The sequence below is a fragment of the Faecalibacter bovis genome, from assembly GCF_017948305.1.
GTDB lineage: Bacteria > Bacteroidota > Bacteroidia > Flavobacteriales > Weeksellaceae > Empedobacter > Empedobacter bovis.
Window position 1 is genome coordinate 1,048,814 of sequence record NZ_CP072842.1, and the last position, 25,301, is coordinate 1,074,114.

Sequence of the window (25,301 nt, forward strand, 5' to 3'; positions counted from 1 at the left end):
AAAACAAACAATGTTCCACGTGGAACATTATGCTTTTATTTGTTGAAATCTGTTTAAGTAAAAATCTTCTTTTTCAGTCATGATTCTCTTTTGTTCTTCTTCTTTGTCTGGATAACCAGCAAAATGAAGGATTCCGTGAATCATAACACGAGCTAATTCATTGTCGAAAGAAACGTTATTTTGTTTTGCATTATCTGCAATTCTTTCCACACTAATGAAAATATCTCCTGTTAAAACATCATCTTCAGAATTGTCAAATCCAATTACGTCTGTGTAGTAATCATGATCTAAATACTGACGATTAATCTCTAATAAATATTCGTCGTCACAGAAAATGTAGTTCAATTCATCGATTGATTTTCCTTCATTTTTCATACTTTCTGTAACCCAATCAATCCAGATTTGACTGTCTTTAATTTCAAATTCTGTTTCGTAAAATAATTCTATCATTGTTCTAAAACCAATAGCCTAAGCTTAAATTAAACAACCCTTTTTCTGTGTGAGGAGAATAAGCCCAAATAAAATTGATTGGCCCTAGCGGACTATCGTATCCATACTTAATTCCGTAACCAGAATATTTAAATTTTGTAAGTTGTAGATGTTCGAATCTGTCTTCAACATTTGCTAAATTCATGAGAACTCCAGCGTAATGATTTTTTAAAATTTTAAACTGAACTTCAGATCCAAGTACAAGCTTATTATTTCCTAAAGCTGTAGCAAATGGTAAACCATAAAATTTAGTATAATTTAAAAATCTTTGTTGAACATATCCGCCTACAATAAATTTTTGAGCGTTTGTATTGTTCCCGTTAAAAAAGGTTCCAAAGTTAGCAGTAAATCTGTAACTTAGGAAATTATTAATGTGAAAATTCTTCTCTAAATCAGCTTCAAATTCATAAATTTTTTCAAAGTCTTTAACATTTGAATCAAATATGTATTTAATGGATGAAGCAAACATTAACCCTCTTGATGCAAAGTTAGGATTATTTCTGCTGTCTGCGCCAATATATGCATATGCTTTAAAGTAGTTTCCCTTGTCGTTTACAGCAAATGGAAAATTGTCGGTTTCTATTACATTTCTCGTATAAAGTTCTATGTATTGATGTTCTAATCCAATACCAATTGCGTAGCGCTCTTTTAATGTAGATTGCAAGTAAACTTGATTGACAAAGTCATTAAATGTATAGTTTAGTTCGTTTAAATTTGGATATTCTGGACTTCTTGTTTCACTTAAATTAACCTCTTTATTGAAGCGATGCATTCTTGATCGTATTCCGAAACTTGGCAAATATCCATTATCTATATAATAATTTATATTGTACCTCATGTAATCTCCAATCACAAAATCTGTGGATAAAGTTGAATTTTTGAAGACAGTATTTTTCGAAGTATAATTAATTAAAAGACCCGTTTTAAAGAAGTCATCATAATGTAATCCGAAACGGATTTTTTGCTTAATAGGGTTTTCTGTAATCGTAAGTTCCAGCATGAATTCGTTCTCTTTTTCCTGAATCAATTTGTAATCAACTTTACTAAAATTTCCTGAAGAATATAACCTATTAATCCCTTCTTGAATTTCTTTGAAACTAGCTAATTGAGGAGATTTAATTTTAAGTTTTCCTTCCAAATAGTTAAGATTATATTTTTCTGCTCCATTAACTTTTACATCACGAATCAAAATATATTCTTTTAGGTCTAATGATTTTCTGTCGTTTGGTTGATTGCCTTGTAAAGCGGCGATCTGTTTTAATTGATCAAATTTTAATTCTGCAGCAGTTATTCCACGTTCCAATATTGGTTTAATATCTGCAAAACTTGCGACGTTGAAACCTTCTGTATCTGGCTGAATCATTAAATCGACTAGCTTACGTTGTTCATCCGATTTACTCTCCATATTAAACTTGATAATCTGTTGCAGAATATCAGTCGCAGAACTTAATTCGTCTTGTTTTTTTAAAGGATCTTGAAGGTCAACACCAATAATTATATCAGCTCCCATATCCTTAACTTCTTTCACAGGAAAATTATTTAAAACACCGCCATCAATTAACAATTTATCTTTAATTTTTACGGGTTTAATCATAGATGGATAAGCACCACTTGCTAAAACCGCTAGTGGTAAAAAACCTTCTTTTAAAATAATTTCCTCTCCTGTTTCTATATTAGTCGCAATGCAAACAAATGGTGTTGGAAGTTGTGAAAAGTCTTTGATGTGATGAACGTGTCTGAATAAATACGTTAATAAATCTAACGGACCTTGCCCTGAAGATACAGCTTGTGGTATTGTTAATTTGAAGTTATTAAAAGGCAAATCAAGAATATATTTTTCACTATTTGCTTTCTCAAAATATGGAATGTCTTGGCGAGTTTTTTCATTAATAATTAGCGATGTTAAATCCAATTCTTTAATGATTATCTCTAATTCATTTGGCGAATATCCAGCAGCATATAAACCACCAACAATTGCGCCCATACTTGTACCACCAATGTAATCAATTTTAATTCCAGCCTCTTCAATTTTTTTTAAAGCGCCAATATGTGCATAACCTTTCGCGCCGCCACCACTTAAAACAACTCCTACTTTAGGACGCGTATTTTGTTGGATAGAATCTTGAGCAAAATTGACAATTGGAACAAATAAAACGGTAATTAGAAACTTTTTTAACTTCATCAAATCAGGAATAGTTTTATAAAGATACTTCAATTTTAAATGAAAAAATAAAGGTTGTGAACATTCACAACCTTTATTTTATTCTTTATAATATACTCGATTTACACGAAGAGCTATCGATGTTAAAACTTCGTAAGGAATCGTTTCTAGATCCTTTGTATAATCGGCTAAAGTTGGGTAAGAACCAAAAATGATAACTTCATCACCTTCTTTACAATCAATATCTGTAACATCAATCATCATCATGTCCATACAAATAGTTCCTGTAATTGGCGCTAATTTTCCATTGACACCTACTTTACCTTTTCCGTAACCTAACGATCGTCTAATACCATCTGCATATCCCACAGGAAGTGTTGCAATGCGAGAATCTCTTTCGGCTTTAAAACGTCTTCCATAACTTACCGTTTCACCAACTTTTAATTCTGAAATTTGAGAAATTACTGTTTTAAATTGGATAACAGGTTTTAATTTTTTAGTCATAAAATCTGAATATTCCGAATAACCGTACATTCCAATACCTAAACGAACCATGTCGTATTGATGATCATTGTACGCTACAATTCCTGGCGAATTCAAACAATGTTTGATTGGTTTTATATTTAATCCTTTTGATAAAATATCATAACCATTATCAAAGCGATTAAATTGATAGTTTGCGTAGTCTTTTTCATTTTCCATATCAGCAGTTGCCAAATGGGTGAAAATTGATTGTACGTAAACTTGTGGTGTATTCTTTAGAGTTTCGATTAAATGATCGTATTCTGATTCATGAAATCCTAAACGATTCATTCCAGTTTCTAATTTTATATGGATTGGATATGGTCGAGAAATTTGCTTTTCTTTTAGTTTTTTCACAAATAAATCTAACACTCGGAAACTGTAAATTTCAGGTTCAAGTTGATATTCAATGACTGTTGAATAACTACTTTGTTCTGGATTCATCACAATAATCGGAACAGAAATTCCAGCTTTTCGTAGTTCTTTTCCTTCGTCAGCAATCGCAACTCCTAAATAATCGACACCATTATTTTCTAATACATTTGCAACTTCAAAACTTCCTACACCGTAACTATTAGCTTTCACCATACACATCATTTTTGTGGTTGGTTTAAGAAGTGAGCGATAGGTTTTAATATTTTCGATTAAGTTTTGAAGATTAATTTCAAGAACCGTATCATGCGAACGAGTTTCTAATTCTTCCGCAATTTTTTCCAAATGAAAAGGACGTGCGCCTTTTAATAAAATTGCTTCGTCGTAAACATTTTGAATTTTGAACTGTTTCAAAAAATCATCTGTCGATTTATACGATCGAACATAAGATTGGAATAAATCTTTATAATTTGAAATCTTATCCCCAATTAAAACAATTTCTGTGAATTGGTACGGATTAACTAAATCTGCTGCTTGTTTGTATAAATCTTCGTCTGATAAGTTACTTTGTAAAATATCAGTAAGAACTAATGTTTTTCTTGTCTTTTTTTGTTGATTTAAAACATTTAGACCAATTTTTAAAGAATTTAGATCCGAATTGAATGTATCATTAATGAAGATTGAATTGTTGATTGCTTCCTTAATTTCAAGACGCATTTCAATCGGTAATAATTCAGAAAAATTGTTTTTATATTGTTTATAATCAATATTTAATCCGATTAATGTCGTTAAACAAATCAAACTATTTTTAATAGAAGCATCATCCTGAAAAGGAATAGTAAAATCAAAAATTTCTTGATTATGTAAAATAGAAATTTTTGTATTTGAATCTACTTGTGTAATTTCTTTGATTTGTACCAAAGCAGTTTCGCTAAAACCATATGTTATTTTATCAATTTTAGACAAATGCTCATCTTCCATGATCATTTGATGTAATTGATCATTTTCGATATTATAGATCAATTGATCAACATTCTTGAATAATTTTAATTTTTCAAGAATTAAATGTTTTTCATGATCAAAATTTTCTAAGTGCGCATTTCCGATTTTTGTCAATACTCCAATTGTTGGTTGAATTATTTCTTCCAACTTTTCCATTTCGTTCGGCATTGAAATTCCGGCTTCAAAAATACCAAGATTATTTTCTTGATTTAATTGTAAGACAGAAAGCGCAGCTCCGAATTGAGAATTGTAACTTTTAGGACTTCGAGAAATATTAAAGTTTTTCCATAATAATTGGTTCAACCATTCTTTAACGATAGTTTTACCGTTAGATCCTGTAATTCCGATAACAGGAATGTTGAATTGCTGACGATGATGTTTTGCCCAAGCTTGTAATGCTGCTAAGGGATCATCTACAATTATTTGGTTAATATCGTTGTATTGTTGGATTGGATGCTGAACTACAAAGGTTCTGATCCCTTTATGATAGGCGTCTGCAATGAAAGTATGTCCATCTTTTTGGTTACCCGAAAGTGCAAAGAAGATTCCGTTGATCGGATGAACAATTAAACGAGAATCGAAAAATATTTGTTCGATGGGCGTTTGACCGTCTCCGATCAGTTGACCAGAGACAATCTCCACTATAGTTTGTAGTTTATAACTTTTCAATTTTAATTTTATTATTTACTTCCAAAAAAGCTTTTCGGCTTAAAGGTTCGTATTCAGAAGTTTCTCCTAATTCGACTAATTTATCACTGTCGATTTTTCTATGAGAATAATGTGCTAATCCACCTGTGCGAACGCAAATCGCATGTACTTTTGTTACATATTCGGCAGTAGCCATTAAGTTAGGCATTGGTCCGAAAGGACGACCTTTAAAATCCATATCTAAACCGGCAACGATAACGCGTTTTCCTTGATTTGCTAATTCGTTAGCCACATCAACAATACCTTCGTCGAAGAATTGAGCTTCATCAATACCAACCACGTCACAATCATCAGCAAGTAATAAAATGCTTGACGAATATTCTACAGGTGTACTTGTGATAGAGTTTTGGTTGTGCGAAACAACTTCTCGATCTGCGTAGCGCGTATCAACAGTAGGTTTAAAAATTTCTACACGTTGTTTAGCAAATTCTGCGCGTTTTAATCGACGAATTAGTTCTTCTGTTTTGCCAGAGAACATTGAACCACAGATTACTTCTATCCAACCTGTTTTGGATTGATCATGAAATGTATTTTCGATAAACATAAAAGATATGTTAGTGTTTATTAGAAATGATTAGCAAATTTACGGAATAAATTTATGCTTGAAAATAATATTATTTGTTAGGACATGTTATTAAAACAAGTCTTATATTTAGGATCTTTAACATACTATAAAATCAAAATGAAGAAAATATTAGTTGTTTTTGGGACAAGACCAGAAGCGATAAAAGTAGCTCCTTTAATACAGAAGTTAAAAAAAGATACAGCATTTGACGTTAAAATTTGTAATACTGGACAACATAAAGAAATGCTGGATCAGGTATTAGATTTTTTTGATTTGGTTTGTGATTATCGTTTAAATATAATGACAGAAAATCAAACACTTTATAGTATTACTGAAAAGATTATAAATAAAATGAAAGATGTTTTAGAAGATTATAATCCAGATTATGTTTTTGTACATGGAGATACTTCTACGACAATGGCTGCTAGTTTAGCATCTTTTTATCATGGATCTAAAATTTGTCATATAGAAGCTGGTTTGCGAACTTCAGATTTAAGAAATCCATTTCCTGAAGAGGCAAATAGAAGGATTACTTCAGTTTTAACTAATATTCATTTTTCGCCTACAGAATCATCAAAAAATAATTTATTAAGAGAGAATATTAATCCAGATACAATAATAGTAACGGGGAATACTGTAATTGATGCTCTTTTCTTTGGAATTGAAAAAGTTCAATCAGATGAATCTTTAGTATTTGATTTAAAAAGTAAGTTATTAAAAGATAAAGAAATTGTGTTGATCACTTGCCATAGAAGAGAAAATCATGGTGAAGGTATCTTAAATGTTTGTAAAGCAATCAAAGAATTAGCTCTAAAAAATACAGATTATCAATTTGTTTTTCCGGTTCATCTAAATCCAAAAATTCTAAAAATTGTACATCAAGAATTAGAAGGTATTAGTAATGTTATTTTAATAGAGCCTTTAAATTATCCGAATTTTATATGGTTGATGAATGAAGCTAAAATTATAGTGACAGATAGTGGTGGAGTACAAGAAGAGGCGCCAAGTTTAGGAAAACCTGTTATTGTAGTAAGAGATGAGACAGAAAGACCTGAAGCTGTTGAAGCGGGAACTGTAAAATTAGTAGGATCAAATACTGATTTAATTATTAAAGAAGTTCAACATTTAATTGATGATAAAGAATCTTATCTTAAAATGAGTAATGCGCATAACCCATATGGAGATGGTAAGGCAGTTGAAAGAATTATTTCCTTTATGAAGACAATTTCCTAATACACTTAATTTTTTTATAAGAAAGTAATACATTTTACGTTGATAATAGAATAAATTTATAATATCAACAATTAAACTTAGAAGAAAAAGATTAATATATTCGTTAACCAAAACATTAGGAAAAAATTATTATGAAAAAATTTGTGTTAGGATCATTATTTATATCATCATTATTGATGTTAGGATCTTGTAATAACGATAAAAAAGAAGAGGTTTCAACTGAAAATTCAGCTTCAGAATCAAAAGGATTAGTAATGACTTTAGAAGGAGTTTTTCCTACTAACGATACGTATCAAATATTCTATAGTAATGATGGTAAATTTACTGAAGATAATTCTGTAAAAGTTCCTGTAATTGGACAGCCTGTTTTACAGAAAATAGTTGTTGAATTACCAGAAAATGCGAAGCCACAAAATCTACGATTAGATTACGGATTTAACCAAAATCAAACAGTAATAACAGTTAAAAATATTGAGTTTACATATTTAGGTAATTCATTTGAAGTACCAGGAGTTGATTTTTATGGTAAATACTTTGTTGATGGACAAGGAACATCTTATGATCCAGTAACATTAAGCATCAATATAAAACCAAATCCAGATGGAAACTTTGATCCAAATGCTGTAAGTACAGATGAATTAAAGAAAAATTTAAATAAGCTTTACAATCAAGCAAAAGAAGCAAAATAATAATTGAAAATTCTTTAAATGCAACGTAGAAAATCATTAAAGATTCAATTTCTACAGGAATTCTTAGATACATTTGTATTAATAGTTACGTTCTTTTTGTTTCTGAAAATTCAATATCAATTTTTTTGGACAGAAAGTTATCCGTTGGAGAAGATTCCGTCTTATCTAGAATTGTTTCAATCTCATTACAAAGCTTTAATTCTTTTCATATTCACATGGTTTATTTTTGCAAAAAATATATCATTATATGATTTAACTAAAAGCATGAAGTTTGTAGATATTCTTAAGAATTTAATCTATCATACTTCTATATTTTCTATTGTTGTGTTTGCTATTTCAGGATTTAAAACATCCGATTTATTTTCACCACAACTAGCTATTGTATATGTTTTAACATTATTTTTAATTGGGCTTATCTCTCGTTTATATTTGTTTTATTACAAACAAAATTTACACATTAATAATAAAGATATTTCTAAAGTATTAGTTGTAGATGAAAATGATAATACATCAAAATTTGAGGATTTATTAGACCAAAGAAAAGATATTGGTATTAGAATAATAGATAGAATCACAGAAAATAATCTAAGCTTTGTTGAAGGGAAATTATGTCTTAACGGGGTAGAATTTAGAAATTATATTGAAGAACATGATATAGAGAAGATTTTTATTTCGCAAAAGGGTAAAATGGCATCGGCAAATGTGCACGCGATTATTAATTCAGCTGAAACAAATTTAATTCCGGTTGCATACATTCCAGATTCGATTTATAATGGATTTACAGAATTAAAAATTATATATATTGATACGTTACCAGTTTTTGAAATTAAACGTTTTCCTTTAGATTTAAAATTCAACCAGATTATTAAAGGTATATTCGATTTCATTTTTGCTGCATTAGTTTGTATTTTTTTATTAAGCTGGTTATTTCCAATTATTTCAATTCTAATATTTTTAGATTCTAGAGGTTCTATTTTATTTATTCAAAAAAGAAACGGATTAAATGGAAAGGAATTTAATTGTTATAAGTTCAGAACGATGTTTAATTCTAACTTAAATTCAATTAAAGCAACAGAAAGAAATGATTCTCGAATAACTAGGATTGGTAAATTTCTAAGAAAAACTAGTTTGGATGAGTTACCTCAATTCTTAAACGTTTTAAAAGGTGATATGTCGATTGTAGGTCCTAGACCGCATATGATTTCACAAGATCATCATTATCGTGAAATTATCAACAAATATAACCTTAGACATTACGTAAAGCCAGGTATAACGGGATTATCTCAGGTAAAAGGATATAGAGGAGCGATAGATTCTGACGAGGATATGGAAAATCGAATTAGAACAGATATATATTACATTAGAAATTGGTCTTATTTATTAGATATACAGATCATATATCAAACAATAGTACTGATTTTAAAAGGAGATGAGAATGCGATATAAAATAAAGCAAATGCTCTAATTATAAAGCCCTCAAAAAAGTGTTAAACTTTTTGAGGGCTTTTTTTATTGTAATAAAAATGAATGTTAGGTTTAAATAAAGTTGTTTATAGGAGTTTATGTAAATGAAATTTAAAGCCAAAAAAATTAATTATAATGGATGATTAAAACCAAATTAAAATTAAAAGAGTCCGATAGAATATCGGACTCTTTTATTATGATAATTATATTTATACTGTTTATTTAGCAGTGAAAATTAATAGGTTTTCTAATTATTCTATAGTTATTTTATGATCACTAATAAATAAACCAATTTTACTATCTTGTATTAGTATTATTCCAATTTTATATTCGTTTTTAGGAATTATTTGGATTGGTGTTTTAGTATTTAAACCTGATATTTCATAATTAATATCGTTGAATGATTTTACAATATCTTCTCTTCGTGATACATTTGTTGGAAGTTGATAAACCGTATCATTATTAACTAATATAAAATTGATTTTACTTTTATTAGAATCTAAATTTTCAAGAAATCCCCATCCAGAAATTAACAATTTACCATCAGCTATTTCAAAATTTTCTACCCAAGCCTTATATTTCTGATTTGATTTAAACTCATTTAGGTTAAATGTTTTTAACGTATAAGATGCACTTGGAGTAAAGTATTTTGCCCAACTTCCGAATAATGTGATTTCCTTTTCAATAATGTAATTATTATTTATAAATTCTTCCGTCATTTGAGAAGGTGCATAGGTTGATGTGTGACCATCTGCATACCAGAAGGGTTTTAATTTTTCTTCTTTATTTATCACTTTAGATATGTATTCATCTAAATTGTTTGCTTTGAATTTTTTGTTTAAATCTTGCTCTAAATAAACATCATAATAGAAAGCAAGAGAAGAAATATATTCATCATTTTTATTATTTGTGTTTTGAGAAATGTATTTAGAAACTTCTCTAAATTGTGATTTAGTAATCGTAGAATAATATTTTTCAACAAAAAATATCTGTGAGACTGATAAAAAAATGATAAATGAAAACATAAACTTTTTCAATAAATCATTAGAAATCTTGATTAATCCAAAACCTAATATTAATAATATTGCTGGTAATATATGGATAAGATATCGACTTACTAAAATAGGAATCTTTATAAGCGAAATATAATAAGGAATTAATAAAGTTACCAATATCCAAATAAGGCAAATAAAGATAATAGAAGGATAATCATTGGCTTCTATTTTATTTTTAATAACACTCTTTTTTTCAAATGCTTTAAATAAAATATAGGTAACGAAAATTATAAATACTGAAACTAATAAATCGCTTTTACCAAATAAATCTCTTACTAATTGATATAAGAAATCATTGGTTGGTACGGGAATCCAAGAATCATTACGATCTTTATTTTTAATTAAAAAATTAAAAACAGGGATGTAAGTAATTGCAAGTAAAATACCTCCTGTAAATAAATGTAAGATGTAATTCTTTAATTGATTTTTATCTTTATATAAAATGAAAATAGCAAAAATTACATATTGTGCAACTAAAGTAAAAACTCCGTATAGATGCGTGTAAATCATTAAAAAACTGAATATACAATACATAACAAAGTTTTTAATTTTGTTATCCTGTAAGTATTTTATCAAGTAATTGAATGAGAAAATTGTTACAAGTATCAATAAAGCATACATTCTACCTTCTTGTGAATATTCTATATGAAAAGGATTAAAACAAAGTAACGCTGCAACTATTAAACCTAAGTTTTTATGATAAGCTGTTTTACCAATTACATACATTGCATATACGCTTAATACCCCAAGAATAACAGATAAAAACCTTAAACTAAAGCTTGAATAACCAAATAAATGAAATGTTATTTTTACTAAATAATAATACAGTGGAGGATGCGGTCCATCGGATTTAATTATTTGGTAAATTTCTGAAAATGAGTTGGTCGGATTCGATGCAATGTATGTAAACATTTCGTCGACCCATAAACTTTGAAAATCTAATTGATATAACCTTAACGCTAAAGATATTATCAGAATTATAAACAGTATATAATTGTTTTTAGCAAGTGTTAATAATCTATTCATGTTTATTTGTATTTTGTATATAAAATGATGATTTCTTTAAATATTTTGAAGAAGTGAGTAAATTTTAATTTAGAACCTTCAACATCATACCATTCTTTTATTGGGAATTCTGTTCCCTGATTTAATAGATTTTTATTCTTTAAGCGTACAAATACTTCTACATCAAATAACCACGTTGTAAAGAATTTATCTTTAAAAGCTTCATTAATCATCTGTTTCGAGAAGATTTTACAACCACATTGTGTGTCATAAATCCCTAAATGATGTTTTATATTAATGATGGTTAAAATAGCTCTTCCAATAAAATGTCTATGAACTTTTCTGTTGATTGTAGCATTTAAAGTTTTGATTCTTGAAGCAAAAATAAAATTAGGTTGATGGATTTCAAGTTGATGAATTAACTTTAAAAGTTCATTACTTGGCGTCGAAAAATCAGCGTCAAAATAGCCAATATAGTCAAATTGATTTTGTGCATTTAGTTGATGAACGGCCTTATAAATAGTTTTAGATTTTCCTTCGTTTTGCATGAAATGTATCGCATAACAATTAGGAATTTCGGCACAAATTTCATCTATTAAATTTTTGGTATTATCTGTGCTTCCATCGTTCGCGAAATAAATTTTTATGTTTTTATTTCCGTTAATTAAATCCTGAATATTGTTTTTACTTAACCTTAATTCTTCATTATAACAAGGAATTATTATTGCGATTGTAGGCATATTAGAGTTTATTTGGTGGATTTTTAGTGTTAGGTATGGAAGTGTTGATTTGGTTGAATATACAATACAATATTACAAAAAATACAATACCTCTTTGTCTTTCAAACAAAGACTCGGTAAACATGATAGAAGTGGTTAATAAAGTAAAATAAAAGAATAAAATATCACGTTGTCGAATAGATTTTATCCAATTATTTAAATTTAAGATCACTACTAAAATTATTCCCATAACACCTAAACCTGCAAAAGATTGAATGTATTGGTTATGAAAATTTAGATCACCATAATAGTTATCTAATTCATAATTTATTTGTTTTTCTTTTATTTTTTCTTGTTCAGCTGAGACTCCAATACCTGTTAAATAGCTATTGTTTTCTTGCATTATTTCATTAAAAATTCGGATTTGATAAACTCTAAATGAAGATCCGTTGAAATAATGATTACCATCAAAATGTTTTTGATCCCATGCATTTTTGATCGAAACATTAATAATTCCATTTTCTAAAACAACATTCTCACTTGTGTTTATAAATTCCAAATCAAAACGTTCATATATCTTCTTTGATAAAGGTATAGACATAAGAATACCTACAATTAATAAGGCTATAATTGGTTTTTTTTGTTTGATTTTAATTAACCTAAGTAATGAAAATCCCATCGCGATAAGTGTAATAACGATGACATTTTTGGAAGATAATAGAATTAAAAAACCGAAAAGTATAAATGTAAATATGTAATCGTAAATCTTTTTAGAAGCTTTGTTTAATAGATTAATAAAAGCCAAACCGATGAACAAAGAAATATAAATAGCGTTAACATCTAACGTTACTAAAGAATGATAAAAAAAGTGATCTGTATCCCCTGAAATATAATAGTTGATAGTAGCACGAATAAGATAAATTATAGATGCAACTACCATAGAATAGCTAAAAATATCAAAAATACGAAGGCAGCGTTCTTTGGATAATTTTGGAATAAAAAGAAAAAACAAAGGGATAATCAGAAAAAATATACCTTTTGATAAATATTTTAAAGTTGCTTGTGTATCAATACTAAATGCAAGTGAAAACACGCATAAGCAGTAATAAATAATAGGAATAAATAAAGCAATATTTCGATTGAACTTTAATTCTTTATAAGAAATTATACAACTTATGATAAAGAGTCCTAATGCAATATTAATAAACCCAAAAGGTAAAGGTAAACTAGCCAGTAATAAACCAAGACAACAATCAATAAAAATCTCTTTTTTGATTTTTTTTATAAAATTCATTTCAGGTAGTTTTAAGATGGTTTTTATACTATACTTTTTAACAAGTCATAGTATTTTTTATTGATTATTTCCCAGCTAAATTCGTTATAAATAGCTTTTGTATTAGCAACTATTTTAGCATTTTCAGATGATTTTACAAGATTTAGATGAAATGCTTTCACTTCTTCAGAATTGGAAAAATAGAATGCATTTTCTTTTAAAACACCTTTATTAAATTCGTTATTATTTGCACAAATTAAACAATTAGAAGCCATTGCTTCTAATAACGATGGGTTAGTTCCACCAACAGAATGTCCGTGGTAATATAAGCGCGAAAAATAACGTAAATTATTTAACTCTTCAAGATTATAAATTCCTCCGATAAACTTAATGTTTTCAAACGAACTGTATTTCTTTTTTAAGAATTCTCCATATTCAGTTTCGTGTTTACCAATGACTAAAAATGTTTCTTTTAGCTCGGATTTTGAAACACCATCTAAAATCATTTCAAGATTATTTTCAGGTTCAAAACGAGCGATTAACATACTGTAATTCTCTTTTGTTAGATTGTATTTTTCAAGAATAGTTTCGTCAGGATTTTCAAAAACATTTGCACCGTAAGCGATATATGTAGACTCTTTATTGTACTTGTTTTTTAGATAAGTTTTAATACCTAACGAATCTGATATTAAATGATCTGAATGTACTGCACCAAGTTTTTCTGCATATTTTAAAAAGTTCTGTACTTTTTTAGAATATTTGGTACGTTTCCATTCTAAACCATCCATATTAGTTACAATTTTAGCTTTTTTAGGCATTAACCACCACCAAATTGTACTACTTGTGTAGCCTAATTGCAATATGATATCAAAATTGCGTTTACGTGCATCAACAATACAATTTAAGTCGTACAAAAATTGCCCAGCAGTTCCCAATTTATCTTCAGGATCGTTACAAGTGATAATTTTGGCACCTTTAAATTGATTTTCTTTGTATGGATGTAATGATGAATTGTAAACGTAAACATCTTCACCTTTTTCTGCTAAATAAACAGCGAAAAATTCAGCAAATTGTTCAAATCCACCATGGTAATTTGGGATACCTCGTGTTCCTAAAATTGCTATTTTCATGATAAAGAGTTTTGATATGCTAAATAGGTTGCTTTAGCAGTTTCTTCCCAATTGTACTTAGAATTAATTTTCTTTTTTAGATTTGGATTTAACTGAGCTGTATATGCCTTTTGTATTGCATTTGCAATATCAGCAACATTATCTGGTTCACAATAAAATGCGTAATCTTCGAAGTATTCTTCTGTATCACCTTTTTTCGTGATAACGATATTACAATCCATTGCAGCAGCTTCCAGAGTTGATAAACCTGGAGTTTCCATCCAACTAATCAAACAATGTACATTAGCTAATTTATATAATTTTGCTAAATCAGCATGTGGAACTGGTCCTAAGAAATGAACATTTTCACCAGCTTCTTGATGAATTTGCCTAACGTATTCGGCCTGATTTTTAGATTCATTCCCAACCAAAACAAGTTGGTATGGTAAATCTTTCATGGCACGAACTAAGTTTAATGTAGATTTTCTTCCTTCTAATCTAGCGGCACATAAAACACAACCTTTGTATTGACCGTATTTATCTAAATCTTCCTGTGTAAGTTCTACATTATCATTAAATACATTAATATCTATAGCATTTGGAGTATTAAAATAATTATAATCTTTTAAATTAAACTCTTTTGCTATTCTTCTCATTTCGTTATCAGAATTTGGTAAAAGATAATCGACTCCTGTTACGATTTCCTTCATCAAATTATAATGCCCTTTCAACATCATTTGAATTACACCTTTGTGCATTCTGTTTTCATGATAATGTCTTACAATGGTTTTTATATAACTAATTTGGTATGGTGATAAAAAGTTTGCAACTTTTTGAAATAATCCACCACGAGCTTTTCTTTCGTACTCTGTATATAAACCATAAATAGTGGATAAGACAATTTTTTTATTTTGCTTTTTAGCGTTTTTATATTGTCTATAAATATCCTGAGGTTCCATCAAATTGAACAGATGTACAATATCATAGTTAGATAAATCGGGCTCAAATTCTAATGAAATATCAACTTTAGCACCTAATTTTTCTAAATATTCTTTTGTTTTCTGCATTTGAACTAAATCTCCTCCAGGGGCTGAGTATAAATTAGTTCTTGTTTGAAATAGTATTCTCATGTAATAGATTTATCAGTTTTGGTAATGATTTCGTAATAAGCGATTAATCCTCCTACAAATAAAGATTTATTATCTAATTTTAAATAATAACCAAGAAATACAAGAGTAGAAATAAATAAGAAAATTCCGGTGCTATTTACTAAAAGTTTAATATTGTTATGTAACGATATGTCTGATGTTTTGTATACAAATGAAAGATAAACCATACTAAAAACAAAGATTGATAAACCAACAATTCCCGTCTTTAGAAATATGGTTGAATAACCATTATGTAATATAGGAGCATGCCTAATGTAGTTTCCATCATTAGTCCACATTAATGATCCGTAGTTTACTGAAGATCCAAAGCCATTTCCTAACCATACACCATAATCGCCTCTATTTACAACTTGAGCAATGGTTACTTTCGTTTCAAAAGATCTAAAATTATCATGGAATCGAGACGAATTATCATTGACAACATAGGGATCGTAAATCTCTGTTGGAGCGTTTTTTACTTTATATAAAAAAGCATCAAGACCTTTTCCATTTCTTGTTGGATTCATATCATAAACGATTTTATATCCAACTCCAATAATCAAAAGTAAACTAGAAAGAATGATTAATTTTTTCTTAGTTATTTGATAAAGGCCAAACATTCCGCATATTAAAATGAATAACTGAATAAAGTTGGTTCTTGCAAAATATAGAAGTAACGATAATCCAATAATTCCAGTAAAAAACCATAATTTTTTTTGAGAAAAATTCAATTCAAATTTTTTATGGAATAATAAAATCACAAATGCAAAAGTTTCAAAATCAGAAAAATAACCACCAATATGTCTAATGTCGTGTAAATTATTTAGAGGTAAGTAAAACGAACCAATAAATAATGTTATAAAGTGGTAAATAGCAATTCCAAATGCCGAGTAAATAATCGTTCGAAAGAAGTTATTTTCTTTAGTTCTAAAACATTGATAACCTATTAATAAACCAACTATGGGTTTGATGAAATAGGAAATATCACGTAGAATATTATATGTACTATGGTCGTAATAAAGTGATCTTATACATCCAATAGCCAAGATTATTACGAATAAAGAAATGTAAATTAATATAGATTTTGAATAAAATCTCTTAACAGTTAGCATCAAAATTACTAACCAAACTAAAAGACTTAATTCATAATTTGTAATGTAAGAAAAGATTACTGCTACAAAAAATAAAAGCTGATATATCCATTCTGATGATAGTTTTATTTTCATAACACAGTTTGATATTTATTATTTTTTTTGATAAAATAAGCGAAACTAAATATTACTAAAAATTCAATAATTATAGTAGCGAATAATACTCCTTTAAGTTCGAATACTTTTGTTAAAAGGTATATTAAAACGATATTAATAATTGTTGATGCGTAAATAATCATAGTATAAGGTTTGATTATTTCTTTACCTAAAAGTAATTGTCTAAATGCTTGTGAAATCGAAATGATTATTGGAATAAAGATTCCTATTTTCAACAACGAATTTAATGTCGGAAGTAACTCGTTACTTACTCTAAAAAAATCAAAAACGTAATCTTTAATAAAGTAAATAAACAAACAACCAAAAGCAATTATAATTGTATTTCCGGTATGATATACTAACCAAGTTTTGTAACCTTTGTTTGAATCTTTTTCTAAATCAAAACAAATCGTTGGGTATGAAAAATTAAAGAACATAAAAATGTAAGTTCTAAAAACTGAGATGATTTGTTCTATAATTTTAAATATTCCGGCACCCGTATTTCCTACTAAATAGCCAACAATTATAATTGGAAAAAATTGATAAATTGCTAAGCAAAATTCGGAAGCACAAATCCTGAAATCACTTTTTAATAACTTGATGGAATTCTGTATTGAAAATGATTTTAAATTAATATTCAGCTTTTTAATGATATAAATTGAAGCAATTATATTAAAAAATAAATTACTTATTCCAAGGAAAAAATTAACCCATATATAATCTTGTTTTTTATTTATTAACAAGAAAACAAGTAGTATATAAGATCCTTTAGAAAGAACATTGAAAATTGCTATGAGTTTAAATTTTTCTAACCCTTGTAAAATCCAATTTATATTAAAAAGTTGAGCTATTAATAGCGGAATAATCAATAAAAAAAGCGTTTTTTCTTGTTGTAAATATGGAATAGAATAAACTCCAAAAATCAATAATGCAATTAGAATTGATAGTATTAACAGTTTGGTTAAGAAAAAATCACAAAATAAATTTCTTAATATTTCTACATTATCTCTGTTGATAGAGGTGTTTTTAGTACCAATAATGGTTGAACTATAATCAATTATACAACAAAAAATTAATGATAAAGAAAACGAGATACCAACTTTCCCTAAACCGTCTTCATTGCAAATAGCAATAATAAAAGGTACAATAAGTAATGGACCTAAAATATTTATAGATTGCCCAAAACCGTAAATAAGAAAATTTAGTATCTTATTTTTCATTAATAAAATATTATACTAGAAATATCTTCTGATAAATGCAAAAACAAAGAATCCTCCAACAAATACGATAGGGAAGACAAGTTTCATTTTGTTATTTAATCCACTCTTGTTATTGATGTTTGTAGCGTAATTAATAGGAGTAACAATGTAATCAAGGTTTTTTAGGTGCACTTTTAACTCGTGGTTTTCCTGGATTAACTTTGTTTTATTATTAATCAATTCATTTAATTCTTTATTGTCATTGTAAAACACAGTTGCGTTTACATTACGACTAGAACCAACTTGATTTAAAATCGCATTAATTTGGTCAATAGAAGTGTTGTTATTAGCTAATTTATCTTTTAAATTTTCAGCAATTTCAACTCTACTTTTATTGTAATAATCACTTGTATTGATAAACTTCATGATGTTATCTAATACCTTTTGATCTAATACTTCACCCGAATGAATTGTTATTTGATGTAATGGAAAGTTTTTACTTGTTGCATAATCCTCAATAATTTTCGAAGCGTCATTATTCTCCGTCATTGTTTTAAAAAGGTCTAAATACAACTCGTTATTATCAATAATTCTATAGATATCAGTAATAGGTTTTACTTCAACTTTACCGATTTTTGTTTGCTTAGATATTCCAACTTGAGCATAAAATTTTTCATCTTGTAATTCTATTCTAGAGTTTACAACATCGATCTGATTATTTAAAAAATCAACAGTATTAAAGTTAGGCGAAACGATGATTTCTGTATAATAAGATTTATTGTTTTTATCATAGAAGTAGCCCAAAACAGCTCCAATAATAAATAAAGCTAAAATGTAAATGATATTTCTTTTGATAAATTTTATAAAATTAACAGCTTTAGTAGTTAATTGAGATAATTTCTTAGAAAAACCATCTGCAACTTTCAATAAGTCAATCTCCTGGTTAGTTGAGTTTTCGCTCATTATAGTGTGTTTTATTAATTTTTAAAATTGGTGAATCAAATATACTAATCTTGTACTATTATCTAAGCCTATAACGTTAAATCTTATATAAAAGTATGATATAAAAAAAGCCTTTGAATAAATTCAAAGGCTTTTATATTTTAACAGTTGGATATATTACCAACCAGTGTAATCTTTTTCGTTATCGTTTCCGAATTCTACCAATCTTACTAACCACCAAATCATTAATGCGATTCCGATAATTGTAAAAAACCATCCGGCCCAATAACCGATTGGTACTAATAGGTTTTCAAATGCCCAAGTAAAAACAGACCCAATTGCAAAAAATAAATCAGTTATTAATCCCATATCCTAGTTTATTGCTTAATTTGTACCAAAGTTATAAAAATGTTAGTTAATCTACTTGCTAAAAGGAATTTTTTTATCCAAATATTTATCATTGTTCTATTTTTTGGGCTTGGCGCTACAAATTTTAACAGCATTTACCTGAGTAAATTAGAGTTTATTGGATTTGCTTTAACGATATTAACCATCGCTTATGTAGCCTACAAAGACTCGAACAACGAATTAATATCAAAAAATTCATATTCAACCTGGTTTTACATGTTGTGTATGATGCCTTGTATTGGTCAATTATTAGACTATAAAATTGCAGGAAGTTTGTTATTGATAACTTATGTAACAACAGAGTTGATGTATTTTGAAACTGAGCATACATCAAAATTCGAGGCTTTTGATATCGGTATGTTTTTAAGTTTTGCAATTTTATTAAACCCACCATTATTTATTTTGGGAATTGTAATATTTGCTTACTTTTTAACTTTAAAAGCAATAGATCCATCAATTTTAATATTAGCTATACTTGGTTTTTTAGTTCCAGTTTTAGTGTTCGCGCAAATCAGTTATTTAATGGATTTTAAATTTCTAGTAGACTATTATCGCGAAGCTTTATTTTTAGATTATTATAATTTCGAGATTAAGCACATTTTTTTATTGCCAGTTGTAGGATTGTTGGCAATGGCTTTATTAAACTACGTAAGATCGGTAAATAAAGAAGTTGTAGAAGTAAAAAGAGTTTTCTTCTTAATCTTTTTAATGCTGATTTCGTTTCTAATAATATCAGCTTTATTTGGTGGAAGTCAATTAATCTATTTAAGTTTCTTTGGACTTATAATGATGATTATCTTTTCAAAAGATTTCGCCAATAAAAAACCCCAATACAATTGGTTGAAAGAAACAATTCTATGGGGTTATTTAATTTGTATGTTATTTTTTAACTTTTATGATCGTATTCCTCGTATCTATAGTTTGATTACTGAAGTAAGTTTTTAACTCGAAGGTTTCACCGTCAAAAACACCATAAGTAAAATAATTAATCCAATCACCTAAATTAATGTGTTTGGATTTTTTTATGTCAATTTCCATCGGTAAATGTCGGTGGCCATACACAAGAAAATCGTAGTGTTTTCGCTCTAATTGTCTTTCAGAATATTGAATTAACCATTCGTTATCAATACCTAAAAAATGAACATCTTCGTCACCAGAAATCATTTTATTTTTGCGGGAAGCTGTTATCCCAAGCCACATTGCTAAATCTGGATGAAGTAGATAAAAAAGAAATTGACAAAATTTATTTGTAAACACTTTTTTCATGCGTTTATAACCTACATCTCCAGGTCCTTTTCCGTCACCGTGAACAATAAAAAATTCCTTCCCATTGATAATGAAATCTTGTTTATCCCTAAAAACAATCGCGTTGATTTGTTCTTCCAAATAATCTTTCATCCATAAATCATGATTTCCGACAAAGAAATAAATCGGAATTCCACGATCAGATAGTTCGGCTAATTTTCCTAATACACGCACAAACCCTTTCGGAACTACATGTTTATATTCAAACCAAAAATCAAATAAGTCACCTAATAAAAATAATACGCCACAATCGTTTTGGATTTCATCTAACCATTGAACGAATAACTTTTCGCGTACCAAGCTTTCCTCTTCATTAGGAGCACCAAAATGATGATCAGACGAAAAGTAAACCTTTTTACCAGATTCTAATTGTATGTTTATTGGTTGTCCTCCGCTAACCATTCTCCGTAAGAATTTTCTGTTTCGTGAAGTTTTAATGCAACTAATTCGATGTGTTTTGGCAAACGATTTTTAATTCGGTCCACCATCCAAAGCATCATGTTTTCGCATGATGGTTGATAATCAGTAAAGATTACTCGGTGTCCTTCTTTTATTAAATTATCTCCTAAAGTTTTATGTGGAGAGTTTTGATTTAATAAAATTGCATGATCAAAGATTTCAACAACTTCTTCGTTTACAATCTTTTTTAAATCGCCAAAATCCATCACCATACCTAATTTTACGTCGCTAACGTCTTCAGATGGTTGTCCTTTAACTGTTACAAATAATTTGTATGAATGTCCATGTATGTTTTTACATTTTCCATCGTAACCGTGTAATGCATGTGCAGTTTCGAAGTTAAATGTTTTTGTAAGTCTTACAATTTTCATTAAATTTATAATTAATGCTTTAATCTGCAAAGGTAATGGAAATCAAAACAATCCTAAATTCTTTAGTTGATTTATTTTTTCCAATGAGATGTGTTCATTGCAGTGATGTAATACAATCTTCTCAATATTTATGTGTTTCCTGTGTCGGAAATTTATCCTTTACACATTGGCAATTTGATCAAAATAACAAAGCTTTCAAGCAATTATACCAATATTGTAATGTAGAAGAATGTTATAGTTTACTACATTTTAACAAGCAAAACCCAACACAATCTTTGTTGCATGAACTTAAATATAACAATAGACCAGAAATTGGTCAAGAGCTTGCTCGATTACTGCAATTAGATTTATCTAAATATGATGGCATAATTCCGGTTCCGATTCATCAAAAAAGATTAAAACAACGCGGCTATAATCAGGTTGATGGTTTTGCAAAAGAATTAGCTCAAATTAATCATATCCGTTTTGTGGATAATGTTTTAAAGCGTGTTCATTTCAACAGTTCACAAGTTTTTAAAAATAAGCAAGAACGCTTGAAAGATATGGAATCTGCTTTTGAGTTAGTTGATAAGTCCATCAAAGGACATTATATAATTATAGACGATTTGTTAACAACTGGTGCAACATTAAGTCAAGCTGTGAAATCTTTTAACGGAATAACAGATGTTAAAATCAGTGTCATCACAATCGCATGTGCGTAATACAATGCTTTTTATTAACTTGCACCCATGAAGAAACTTGTTGTTGCAAGCCTACTTTTGGTAGGTATTTTTTCGGTTAATTCTTGTGCGCGTCAAGGAACTCCGTCGGGTGGTCCTAAAGATGTTACGCCTCCAAAATTATTAGGTTCTTTTCCAGATACGTTAGCTGTAAATGTAGATCCCAATATTAAAGAAATTGAGATTAATTTTGATGAATATGTACAACTAAAAGAGTATAATAAAAATGTAGTTGTATCTCCACCTTTCGAACGTAATCCTACGGTTACACCTATTTCTATGGCAGAAAAAAGTGTAAAAATTAAATTACGCGAACCACTACAACCCAATACAACGTATAGTTTCAATTTTGGTGATGCAATTCAAGATTTCAACGAAAACAACAAGTTATCAAATTTTACTTACGTTTTTTCTACCGGTAATTTTATCGATTCTTTAAACGTAAAAGGTCGTGTTTTTCCTGGTGCTGAATTCGAACTTCCTAAAAAAGTTTTAGTTGGTTTATTTACGGTTGATGATAATTATAATGATAGTGTAATTTTAAAATCGAAACCATATTACATTTCTCGTGTAAACGAAAAAGGTGAATATGATTTAAAATTCTTGAAAAGTGGGAAATATAAATTAGTTGCTTTTGAAGACAAGGTAGAGAATACGAAATTCGATTTTGGGAAAGAACGTATTGCTTTTAATTCGGATATAATCGATTTAACATCGAACAAAGAAGTTAACTTAAAATTATTCGATCAAAAACCGAATTATCGTGTTGCTGATTCTAAACAAAAAGGATACGGACATATTGTGATTAAAACTGAAGGTGCTACACAACCAGTTAAAATTACACCTTCTAATAAAGAATTAACAACAGCTTTATACGATATTCATCCAAAACAAGATTCTGTAAATATTTGGTTCAATCCTGCGAAAGAGAATTTTACAAATAAATCGGAACGATTAAAATTTGAGGTTCAACATGGCGAAAAAGTTGATTCTGTAAGCGTTTTATATACAACACCTACAAAAGAATATAAGTCTGAATTTAAGCCTTTAAATGATTCGAAATTAGCACCAACACAAGATTTTAAAATAGCGGCTTTAGCGCCAATTAAATCAATTAATAAATCTTTAATTAATGTTTTCAAAGACACAGTTCAAATTCCATTTGATGCGGTAGTTGATTCGATTGATAAACAAATTGTGCGTTTTAAATTTGATAAAAATTTAGGCGAAAATTTCGAAGTTAATGTTTATCCAAAAGGGATTATCGATCATTTTGATGTACCCAATGATACGTTAATATATCAAATGAAAACAGGAAAAAGAGAGGATTATGGAAATTTGAAAGTGAATATTCAAAACTTACAAGATTCACCAATTTTCTTGCAATTAATCAAGAAAAATCAGAAGTTTGATGTAATCGAGGAGAAGGTAGGTTTGGGACGAGAATTTTTATTTCCTAATCTAAATCCAGGAGATTATTACTTAAGATTGTTTGTTGATGAAAATAAAAATGGAGTTTGGGATACGGGCGATATTTTATCGGGCAAACAACCAGAACCTGTTTATATTTATCCTTCAAAAATAGTCGTTCGAGCGATGTGGGATTCGGACGAAACATGGATTATTGGTAAAGAAAGTGAACAGTTTATTTTACCAAAAGAAGGAATTTTAAATACAGAACAGCAACCAAATAATAGACAATAAAAAAAGCTCGCATTAGCGAGCTTTTTATGTTTTATATAATATTAAATTTTACTGAAATAACATTCTATAAATATCTTCAACTTTCGAAATTCGAACAATCTTAATTCCGTGATCTGTATCTTTAATCTTATTATATTTCGATACAAAAATCACATCAAAACCAAGTTTTTCAGCTTCCATAATACGTTGTTCTACACGGTTTACAGCTCTAATTTCTCCACTTAAACCAACTTCTCCAGCAAAGCAAGCATTATCTGGCACAGCAGAATCTTCGTTCGAAGATAGGATAGCAGCAACAATCGCTAAATCAATCGCCGGATCGTCTACACGAATTCCTCCTGTAATATTCAAGAAAACATCTTTCATATTTAATCGGAAACCAGCACGTTTTTCTAAAACAGCTAATAACATGTTTAGTCTTTTAGCATCAAAACCGGTTGCAGTACGTTGTGGCGTTCCATAAACTGCGGTAGAAACCAAAGCCTGAATTTCGATCAACATCGGACGAACACCTTCCAACGTCGCTGCGATTGCATTACCACTTAAAAGTTCGTCTTTCTTGGTAATTAAAACTTCGGATGGATTGGTTACTTCGCGTAAACCTGCACCTTGCATTTCGTAAATTCCGATTTCGGCAGTTGATCCGAAACGGTTTTTATTGGCGCGTAAAATTCGATAAATGTGGTTACGATCGCCTTCAAACTGAAGGACAACATCCACCATATGTTCCAAAATTTTTGGTCCAGCAATTACACCTTCTTTTGTAATATGTCCAATTAAAATAATAGGCGTATTGGTTTCTTTGGCGTATTGAATCAACTCGAATGTAGTTTCACGAATCTGAGAAATACTTCCTGGAGATGACTCTACATGTGGAGTTTGTAATGTTTGAACTGAATCAACAACGATTAATTGCGGTTGAATTTCTTTCGCATGCGCAAATATTTTCTGCGTATTAGTTTCTGGTAAAATAAAGCATTGATCCGATTCAATACCAATTCGTTCAGCTCTTAATTTTACTTGAGAAACAGATTCCTCACCAGAAACATAAAGAATCTTAATCGTATCCAATTTTAAAGCTACTTGTAGCATTAGAGTTGATTTCCCAACTCCTGGTTCTCCACCAACTAAAATTACCGATCCAGGCACAATTCCGCCTCCTAAAACACGATCTAACTCTTGGTTTTTAGTGGAAATTCTAATTTCTCCTAAAGGGTTAATTTCGCGGATATTTAAAGCAAACGTTTTTTCAGTTTTCGTTCCTTTCTCTTTCCACGTTTTCTTTTCTTCGCCTTTATCAACAATTTCTTCCACAATGGTATTCCATTCCCCGCAACTTTTACATTGTCCCATCCATTGGGCAGTTTGTGTTCCGCAACTTTGACAGAAATAGGTTGTTTTTGTTTTAGCCATTGTTTTTAATTTTTATTGAT

22 protein-coding genes are annotated in these 25,301 nt (G+C 29.0%); 6 read left to right on the forward strand and 16 right to left on the reverse strand.

Annotated features, from left to right (window positions below; genetic code table 11):
* Positions 1–27: 27 nt before the first annotated feature.
* Genes ybeY through J9309_RS05020 form a run of 4 tightly spaced genes read right to left on the reverse strand, consistent with a single transcriptional unit; the run spans position 28 to position 5,798 of the window.
* On the reverse strand, positions 28–450 hold the full coding sequence (ybeY, locus tag J9309_RS05005; RefSeq protein ID WP_230477440.1) for an rRNA maturation RNase YbeY: 423 nt from the start codon (positions 448–450) through the stop codon (positions 28–30).
* 4 nt (positions 451–454) lie between these two features.
* Positions 455–2,704: a patatin-like phospholipase family protein gene (locus tag J9309_RS05010; RefSeq protein ID WP_230477441.1), complete on the reverse strand. Its 2,250-nt coding sequence runs from the start codon at positions 2,702–2,704 to the stop codon at positions 455–457.
* A gap of 45 nt (positions 2,705–2,749) precedes the next feature.
* Positions 2,750–5,188: a bifunctional UDP-N-acetylmuramoyl-tripeptide:D-alanyl-D-alanine ligase/alanine racemase gene (locus J9309_RS05015; protein WP_230477442.1), complete on the reverse strand. Its 2,439-nt coding sequence runs from the start codon at positions 5,186–5,188 to the stop codon at positions 2,750–2,752.
* 13 nt (positions 5,189–5,201) lie between these two features.
* Positions 5,202–5,798, reverse strand: a complete 597-nt coding sequence (locus tag J9309_RS05020) for a thymidine kinase (RefSeq protein ID WP_230477443.1) — start codon at positions 5,796–5,798, stop codon at positions 5,202–5,204.
* Positions 5,799–5,936: 138 nt separating this feature from the next.
* Between J9309_RS05020 and wecB the strand changes: the two genes are divergently transcribed.
* From wecB to J9309_RS05035, 3 genes are all read left to right on the forward strand, one after another.
* Positions 5,937–7,052, forward strand: a complete 1,116-nt coding sequence (gene wecB / locus J9309_RS05025) for a non-hydrolyzing UDP-N-acetylglucosamine 2-epimerase (RefSeq protein ID WP_230477444.1) — start codon at positions 5,937–5,939, stop codon at positions 7,050–7,052.
* 131 nt (positions 7,053–7,183) lie between these two features.
* On the forward strand, positions 7,184–7,741 hold the full coding sequence (locus tag J9309_RS05030) for a hypothetical protein (RefSeq protein ID WP_230477445.1): 558 nt from the start codon (positions 7,184–7,186) through the stop codon (positions 7,739–7,741).
* A gap of 18 nt (positions 7,742–7,759) precedes the next feature.
* Positions 7,760–9,187, forward strand: a complete 1,428-nt coding sequence (locus tag J9309_RS05035) for an exopolysaccharide biosynthesis polyprenyl glycosylphosphotransferase (protein WP_230477446.1) — start codon at positions 7,760–7,762, stop codon at positions 9,185–9,187.
* Between the two features lie 269 nt (positions 9,188–9,456).
* Here J9309_RS05035 and J9309_RS05040 read toward each other — a convergent pair whose 3' ends face one another.
* The 9 genes from J9309_RS05040 to J9309_RS05080 all read right to left on the reverse strand — a co-directional run bounded on the left by J9309_RS05040 (position 9,457) and on the right by J9309_RS05080 (position 19,271).
* Positions 9,457–11,286 (reverse strand): glycosyltransferase family 39 protein, encoded by a 1,830-nt coding sequence (locus tag J9309_RS05040; RefSeq protein WP_230477447.1) that lies wholly within the window; start codon positions 11,284–11,286, stop codon positions 9,457–9,459.
* A gap of 2 nt (positions 11,287–11,288) precedes the next feature.
* Entirely contained in the window at positions 11,289–12,005 is a 717-nt protein-coding gene (locus J9309_RS05045) for a glycosyltransferase (protein WP_230477448.1), read from the reverse strand.
* Position 12,006: 1 nt separating this feature from the next.
* Positions 12,007–13,278 (reverse strand): O-antigen ligase family protein, encoded by a 1,272-nt coding sequence (locus J9309_RS05050; protein WP_230477449.1) that lies wholly within the window; start codon positions 13,276–13,278, stop codon positions 12,007–12,009.
* 23 nt (positions 13,279–13,301) lie between these two features.
* Positions 13,302–14,387: a DUF1972 domain-containing protein gene (locus J9309_RS05055; RefSeq protein ID WP_230477450.1), complete on the reverse strand. Its 1,086-nt coding sequence runs from the start codon at positions 14,385–14,387 to the stop codon at positions 13,302–13,304.
* Positions 14,384–15,496, reverse strand: coding sequence for a glycosyltransferase family 4 protein (locus tag J9309_RS05060; protein ID WP_230477451.1), 1,113 nt, complete (start codon positions 15,494–15,496; stop codon positions 14,384–14,386). Before J9309_RS05060 ends, J9309_RS05055 begins: the two co-directional genes overlap by 4 nt.
* Complete coding sequence (locus J9309_RS05065) at positions 15,493–16,740, reverse strand: hypothetical protein (protein WP_230477452.1); 1,248 nt, start codon at positions 16,738–16,740, stop codon at positions 15,493–15,495. The genes J9309_RS05060 and J9309_RS05065 overlap by 4 nt, the downstream gene beginning before the upstream one ends.
* Complete coding sequence (locus J9309_RS05070) at positions 16,737–17,981, reverse strand: oligosaccharide flippase family protein (RefSeq protein WP_230477453.1); 1,245 nt, start codon at positions 17,979–17,981, stop codon at positions 16,737–16,739. Before J9309_RS05070 ends, J9309_RS05065 begins: the two co-directional genes overlap by 4 nt.
* 15 nt (positions 17,982–17,996) lie before the next feature.
* Positions 17,997–18,923: a eukaryotic translation initiation factor 2 subunit alpha gene (locus J9309_RS05075; protein ID WP_230477454.1), complete on the reverse strand. Its 927-nt coding sequence runs from the start codon at positions 18,921–18,923 to the stop codon at positions 17,997–17,999.
* 156 nt (positions 18,924–19,079) lie between these two features.
* A complete protein-coding gene (locus J9309_RS05080) occupies positions 19,080–19,271 on the reverse strand; it encodes a hypothetical protein (protein WP_230477455.1) in 192 nt (63 codons plus the stop codon).
* Positions 19,272–19,310: 39 nt separating this feature from the next.
* Between J9309_RS05080 and J9309_RS05085 the strand changes: the two genes are divergently transcribed.
* On the forward strand, positions 19,311–20,255 hold the full coding sequence (locus tag J9309_RS05085) for a DUF6427 family protein (protein WP_230477456.1): 945 nt from the start codon (positions 19,311–19,313) through the stop codon (positions 20,253–20,255).
* Here J9309_RS05085 and J9309_RS05090 read toward each other — a convergent pair.
* Entirely contained in the window at positions 20,190–21,017 is an 828-nt protein-coding gene (locus J9309_RS05090) for a UDP-2,3-diacylglucosamine diphosphatase (protein WP_230477457.1), read from the reverse strand. The genes J9309_RS05085 and J9309_RS05090 overlap by 66 nt on opposite strands.
* Positions 20,993–21,439, reverse strand: coding sequence for a 6-pyruvoyl trahydropterin synthase family protein (locus J9309_RS05095; protein ID WP_230477846.1), 447 nt, complete (start codon positions 21,437–21,439; stop codon positions 20,993–20,995). The genes J9309_RS05090 and J9309_RS05095 overlap by 25 nt, the downstream gene beginning before the upstream one ends.
* Before the next feature lie 41 nt (positions 21,440–21,480).
* Between J9309_RS05095 and J9309_RS05100 the strand changes: the two genes are divergently transcribed.
* Entirely contained in the window at positions 21,481–22,146 is a 666-nt protein-coding gene (locus tag J9309_RS05100; protein ID WP_230477458.1) for a ComF family protein, read from the forward strand.
* Positions 22,147–22,173: 27 nt separating this feature from the next.
* Positions 22,174–23,868 carry an Ig-like domain-containing protein gene (locus J9309_RS05105; protein ID WP_230477459.1) on the forward strand — a complete coding sequence of 565 codons (1,695 nt, stop codon included), beginning with the start codon at positions 22,174–22,176 and terminating at the stop codon, positions 23,866–23,868.
* A 48-nt stretch (positions 23,869–23,916) separates the two neighbouring features.
* Here J9309_RS05105 and radA read toward each other — a convergent pair whose 3' ends face one another.
* Positions 23,917–25,281 carry a DNA repair protein RadA gene (gene radA, locus J9309_RS05110; RefSeq protein ID WP_230477460.1) on the reverse strand — a complete coding sequence of 455 codons (1,365 nt, stop codon included), beginning with the start codon at positions 25,279–25,281 and terminating at the stop codon, positions 23,917–23,919.
* Positions 25,282–25,301 lie beyond the last annotated feature (20 nt).

What these genes read in the sequence shown, in the direction of transcription:
- J9309_RS05035 (WP_230477446.1), top strand. Translation starts at nt 7,760, where the DNA reads ATGCAACGTAGAAAATCATTAAAGATTCAATTTCTACAGGAATTCTTA.
- J9309_RS05075 (WP_230477454.1), bottom strand. Translation starts at nt 18,923, where the DNA reads ATGAGCGAAAACTCAACTAACCAGGAGATTGACTTATTGAAAGTTGCA.
- J9309_RS05085 (WP_230477456.1), top strand. Translation starts at nt 19,311, where the DNA reads ATGTTAGTTAATCTACTTGCTAAAAGGAATTTTTTTATCCAAATATTT.
- J9309_RS05070 (WP_230477453.1), bottom strand. Translation starts at nt 17,981, where the DNA reads ATGAAAAATAAGATACTAAATTTTCTTATTTACGGTTTTGGGCAATCT.
- wecB (WP_230477444.1), top strand. Translation starts at nt 5,937, where the DNA reads ATGAAGAAAATATTAGTTGTTTTTGGGACAAGACCAGAAGCGATAAAA.
- J9309_RS05065 (WP_230477452.1), bottom strand. Translation starts at nt 16,740, where the DNA reads ATGAAAATAAAACTATCATCAGAATGGATATATCAGCTTTTATTTTTT.
- J9309_RS05100 (WP_230477458.1), top strand. Translation starts at nt 21,481, where the DNA reads ATGGAAATCAAAACAATCCTAAATTCTTTAGTTGATTTATTTTTTCCA.
- J9309_RS05090 (WP_230477457.1), bottom strand. Translation starts at nt 21,017, where the DNA reads ATGGTTAGCGGAGGACAACCAATAAACATACAATTAGAATCTGGTAAA.
- J9309_RS05030 (WP_230477445.1), top strand. Translation starts at nt 7,184, where the DNA reads ATGAAAAAATTTGTGTTAGGATCATTATTTATATCATCATTATTGATG.
- J9309_RS05055 (WP_230477450.1), bottom strand. Translation starts at nt 14,387, where the DNA reads ATGAAAATAGCAATTTTAGGAACACGAGGTATCCCAAATTACCATGGT.
- J9309_RS05050 (WP_230477449.1), bottom strand. Translation starts at nt 13,278, where the DNA reads ATGAATTTTATAAAAAAAATCAAAAAAGAGATTTTTATTGATTGTTGT.
- J9309_RS05040 (WP_230477447.1), bottom strand. Translation starts at nt 11,286, where the DNA reads ATGAATAGATTATTAACACTTGCTAAAAACAATTATATACTGTTTATA.
- J9309_RS05105 (WP_230477459.1), top strand. Translation starts at nt 22,174, where the DNA reads ATGAAGAAACTTGTTGTTGCAAGCCTACTTTTGGTAGGTATTTTTTCG.
- J9309_RS05060 (WP_230477451.1), bottom strand. Translation starts at nt 15,496, where the DNA reads ATGAGAATACTATTTCAAACAAGAACTAATTTATACTCAGCCCCTGGA.
- ybeY (WP_230477440.1), bottom strand. Translation starts at nt 450, where the DNA reads ATGATAGAATTATTTTACGAAACAGAATTTGAAATTAAAGACAGTCAA.
- radA (WP_230477460.1), bottom strand. Translation starts at nt 25,281, where the DNA reads ATGGCTAAAACAAAAACAACCTATTTCTGTCAAAGTTGCGGAACACAA.
- J9309_RS05080 (WP_230477455.1), bottom strand. Translation starts at nt 19,271, where the DNA reads ATGGGATTAATAACTGATTTATTTTTTGCAATTGGGTCTGTTTTTACT.
- J9309_RS05020 (WP_230477443.1), bottom strand. Translation starts at nt 5,798, where the DNA reads ATGTTTATCGAAAATACATTTCATGATCAATCCAAAACAGGTTGGATA.
- J9309_RS05045 (WP_230477448.1), bottom strand. Translation starts at nt 12,005, where the DNA reads ATGCCTACAATCGCAATAATAATTCCTTGTTATAATGAAGAATTAAGG.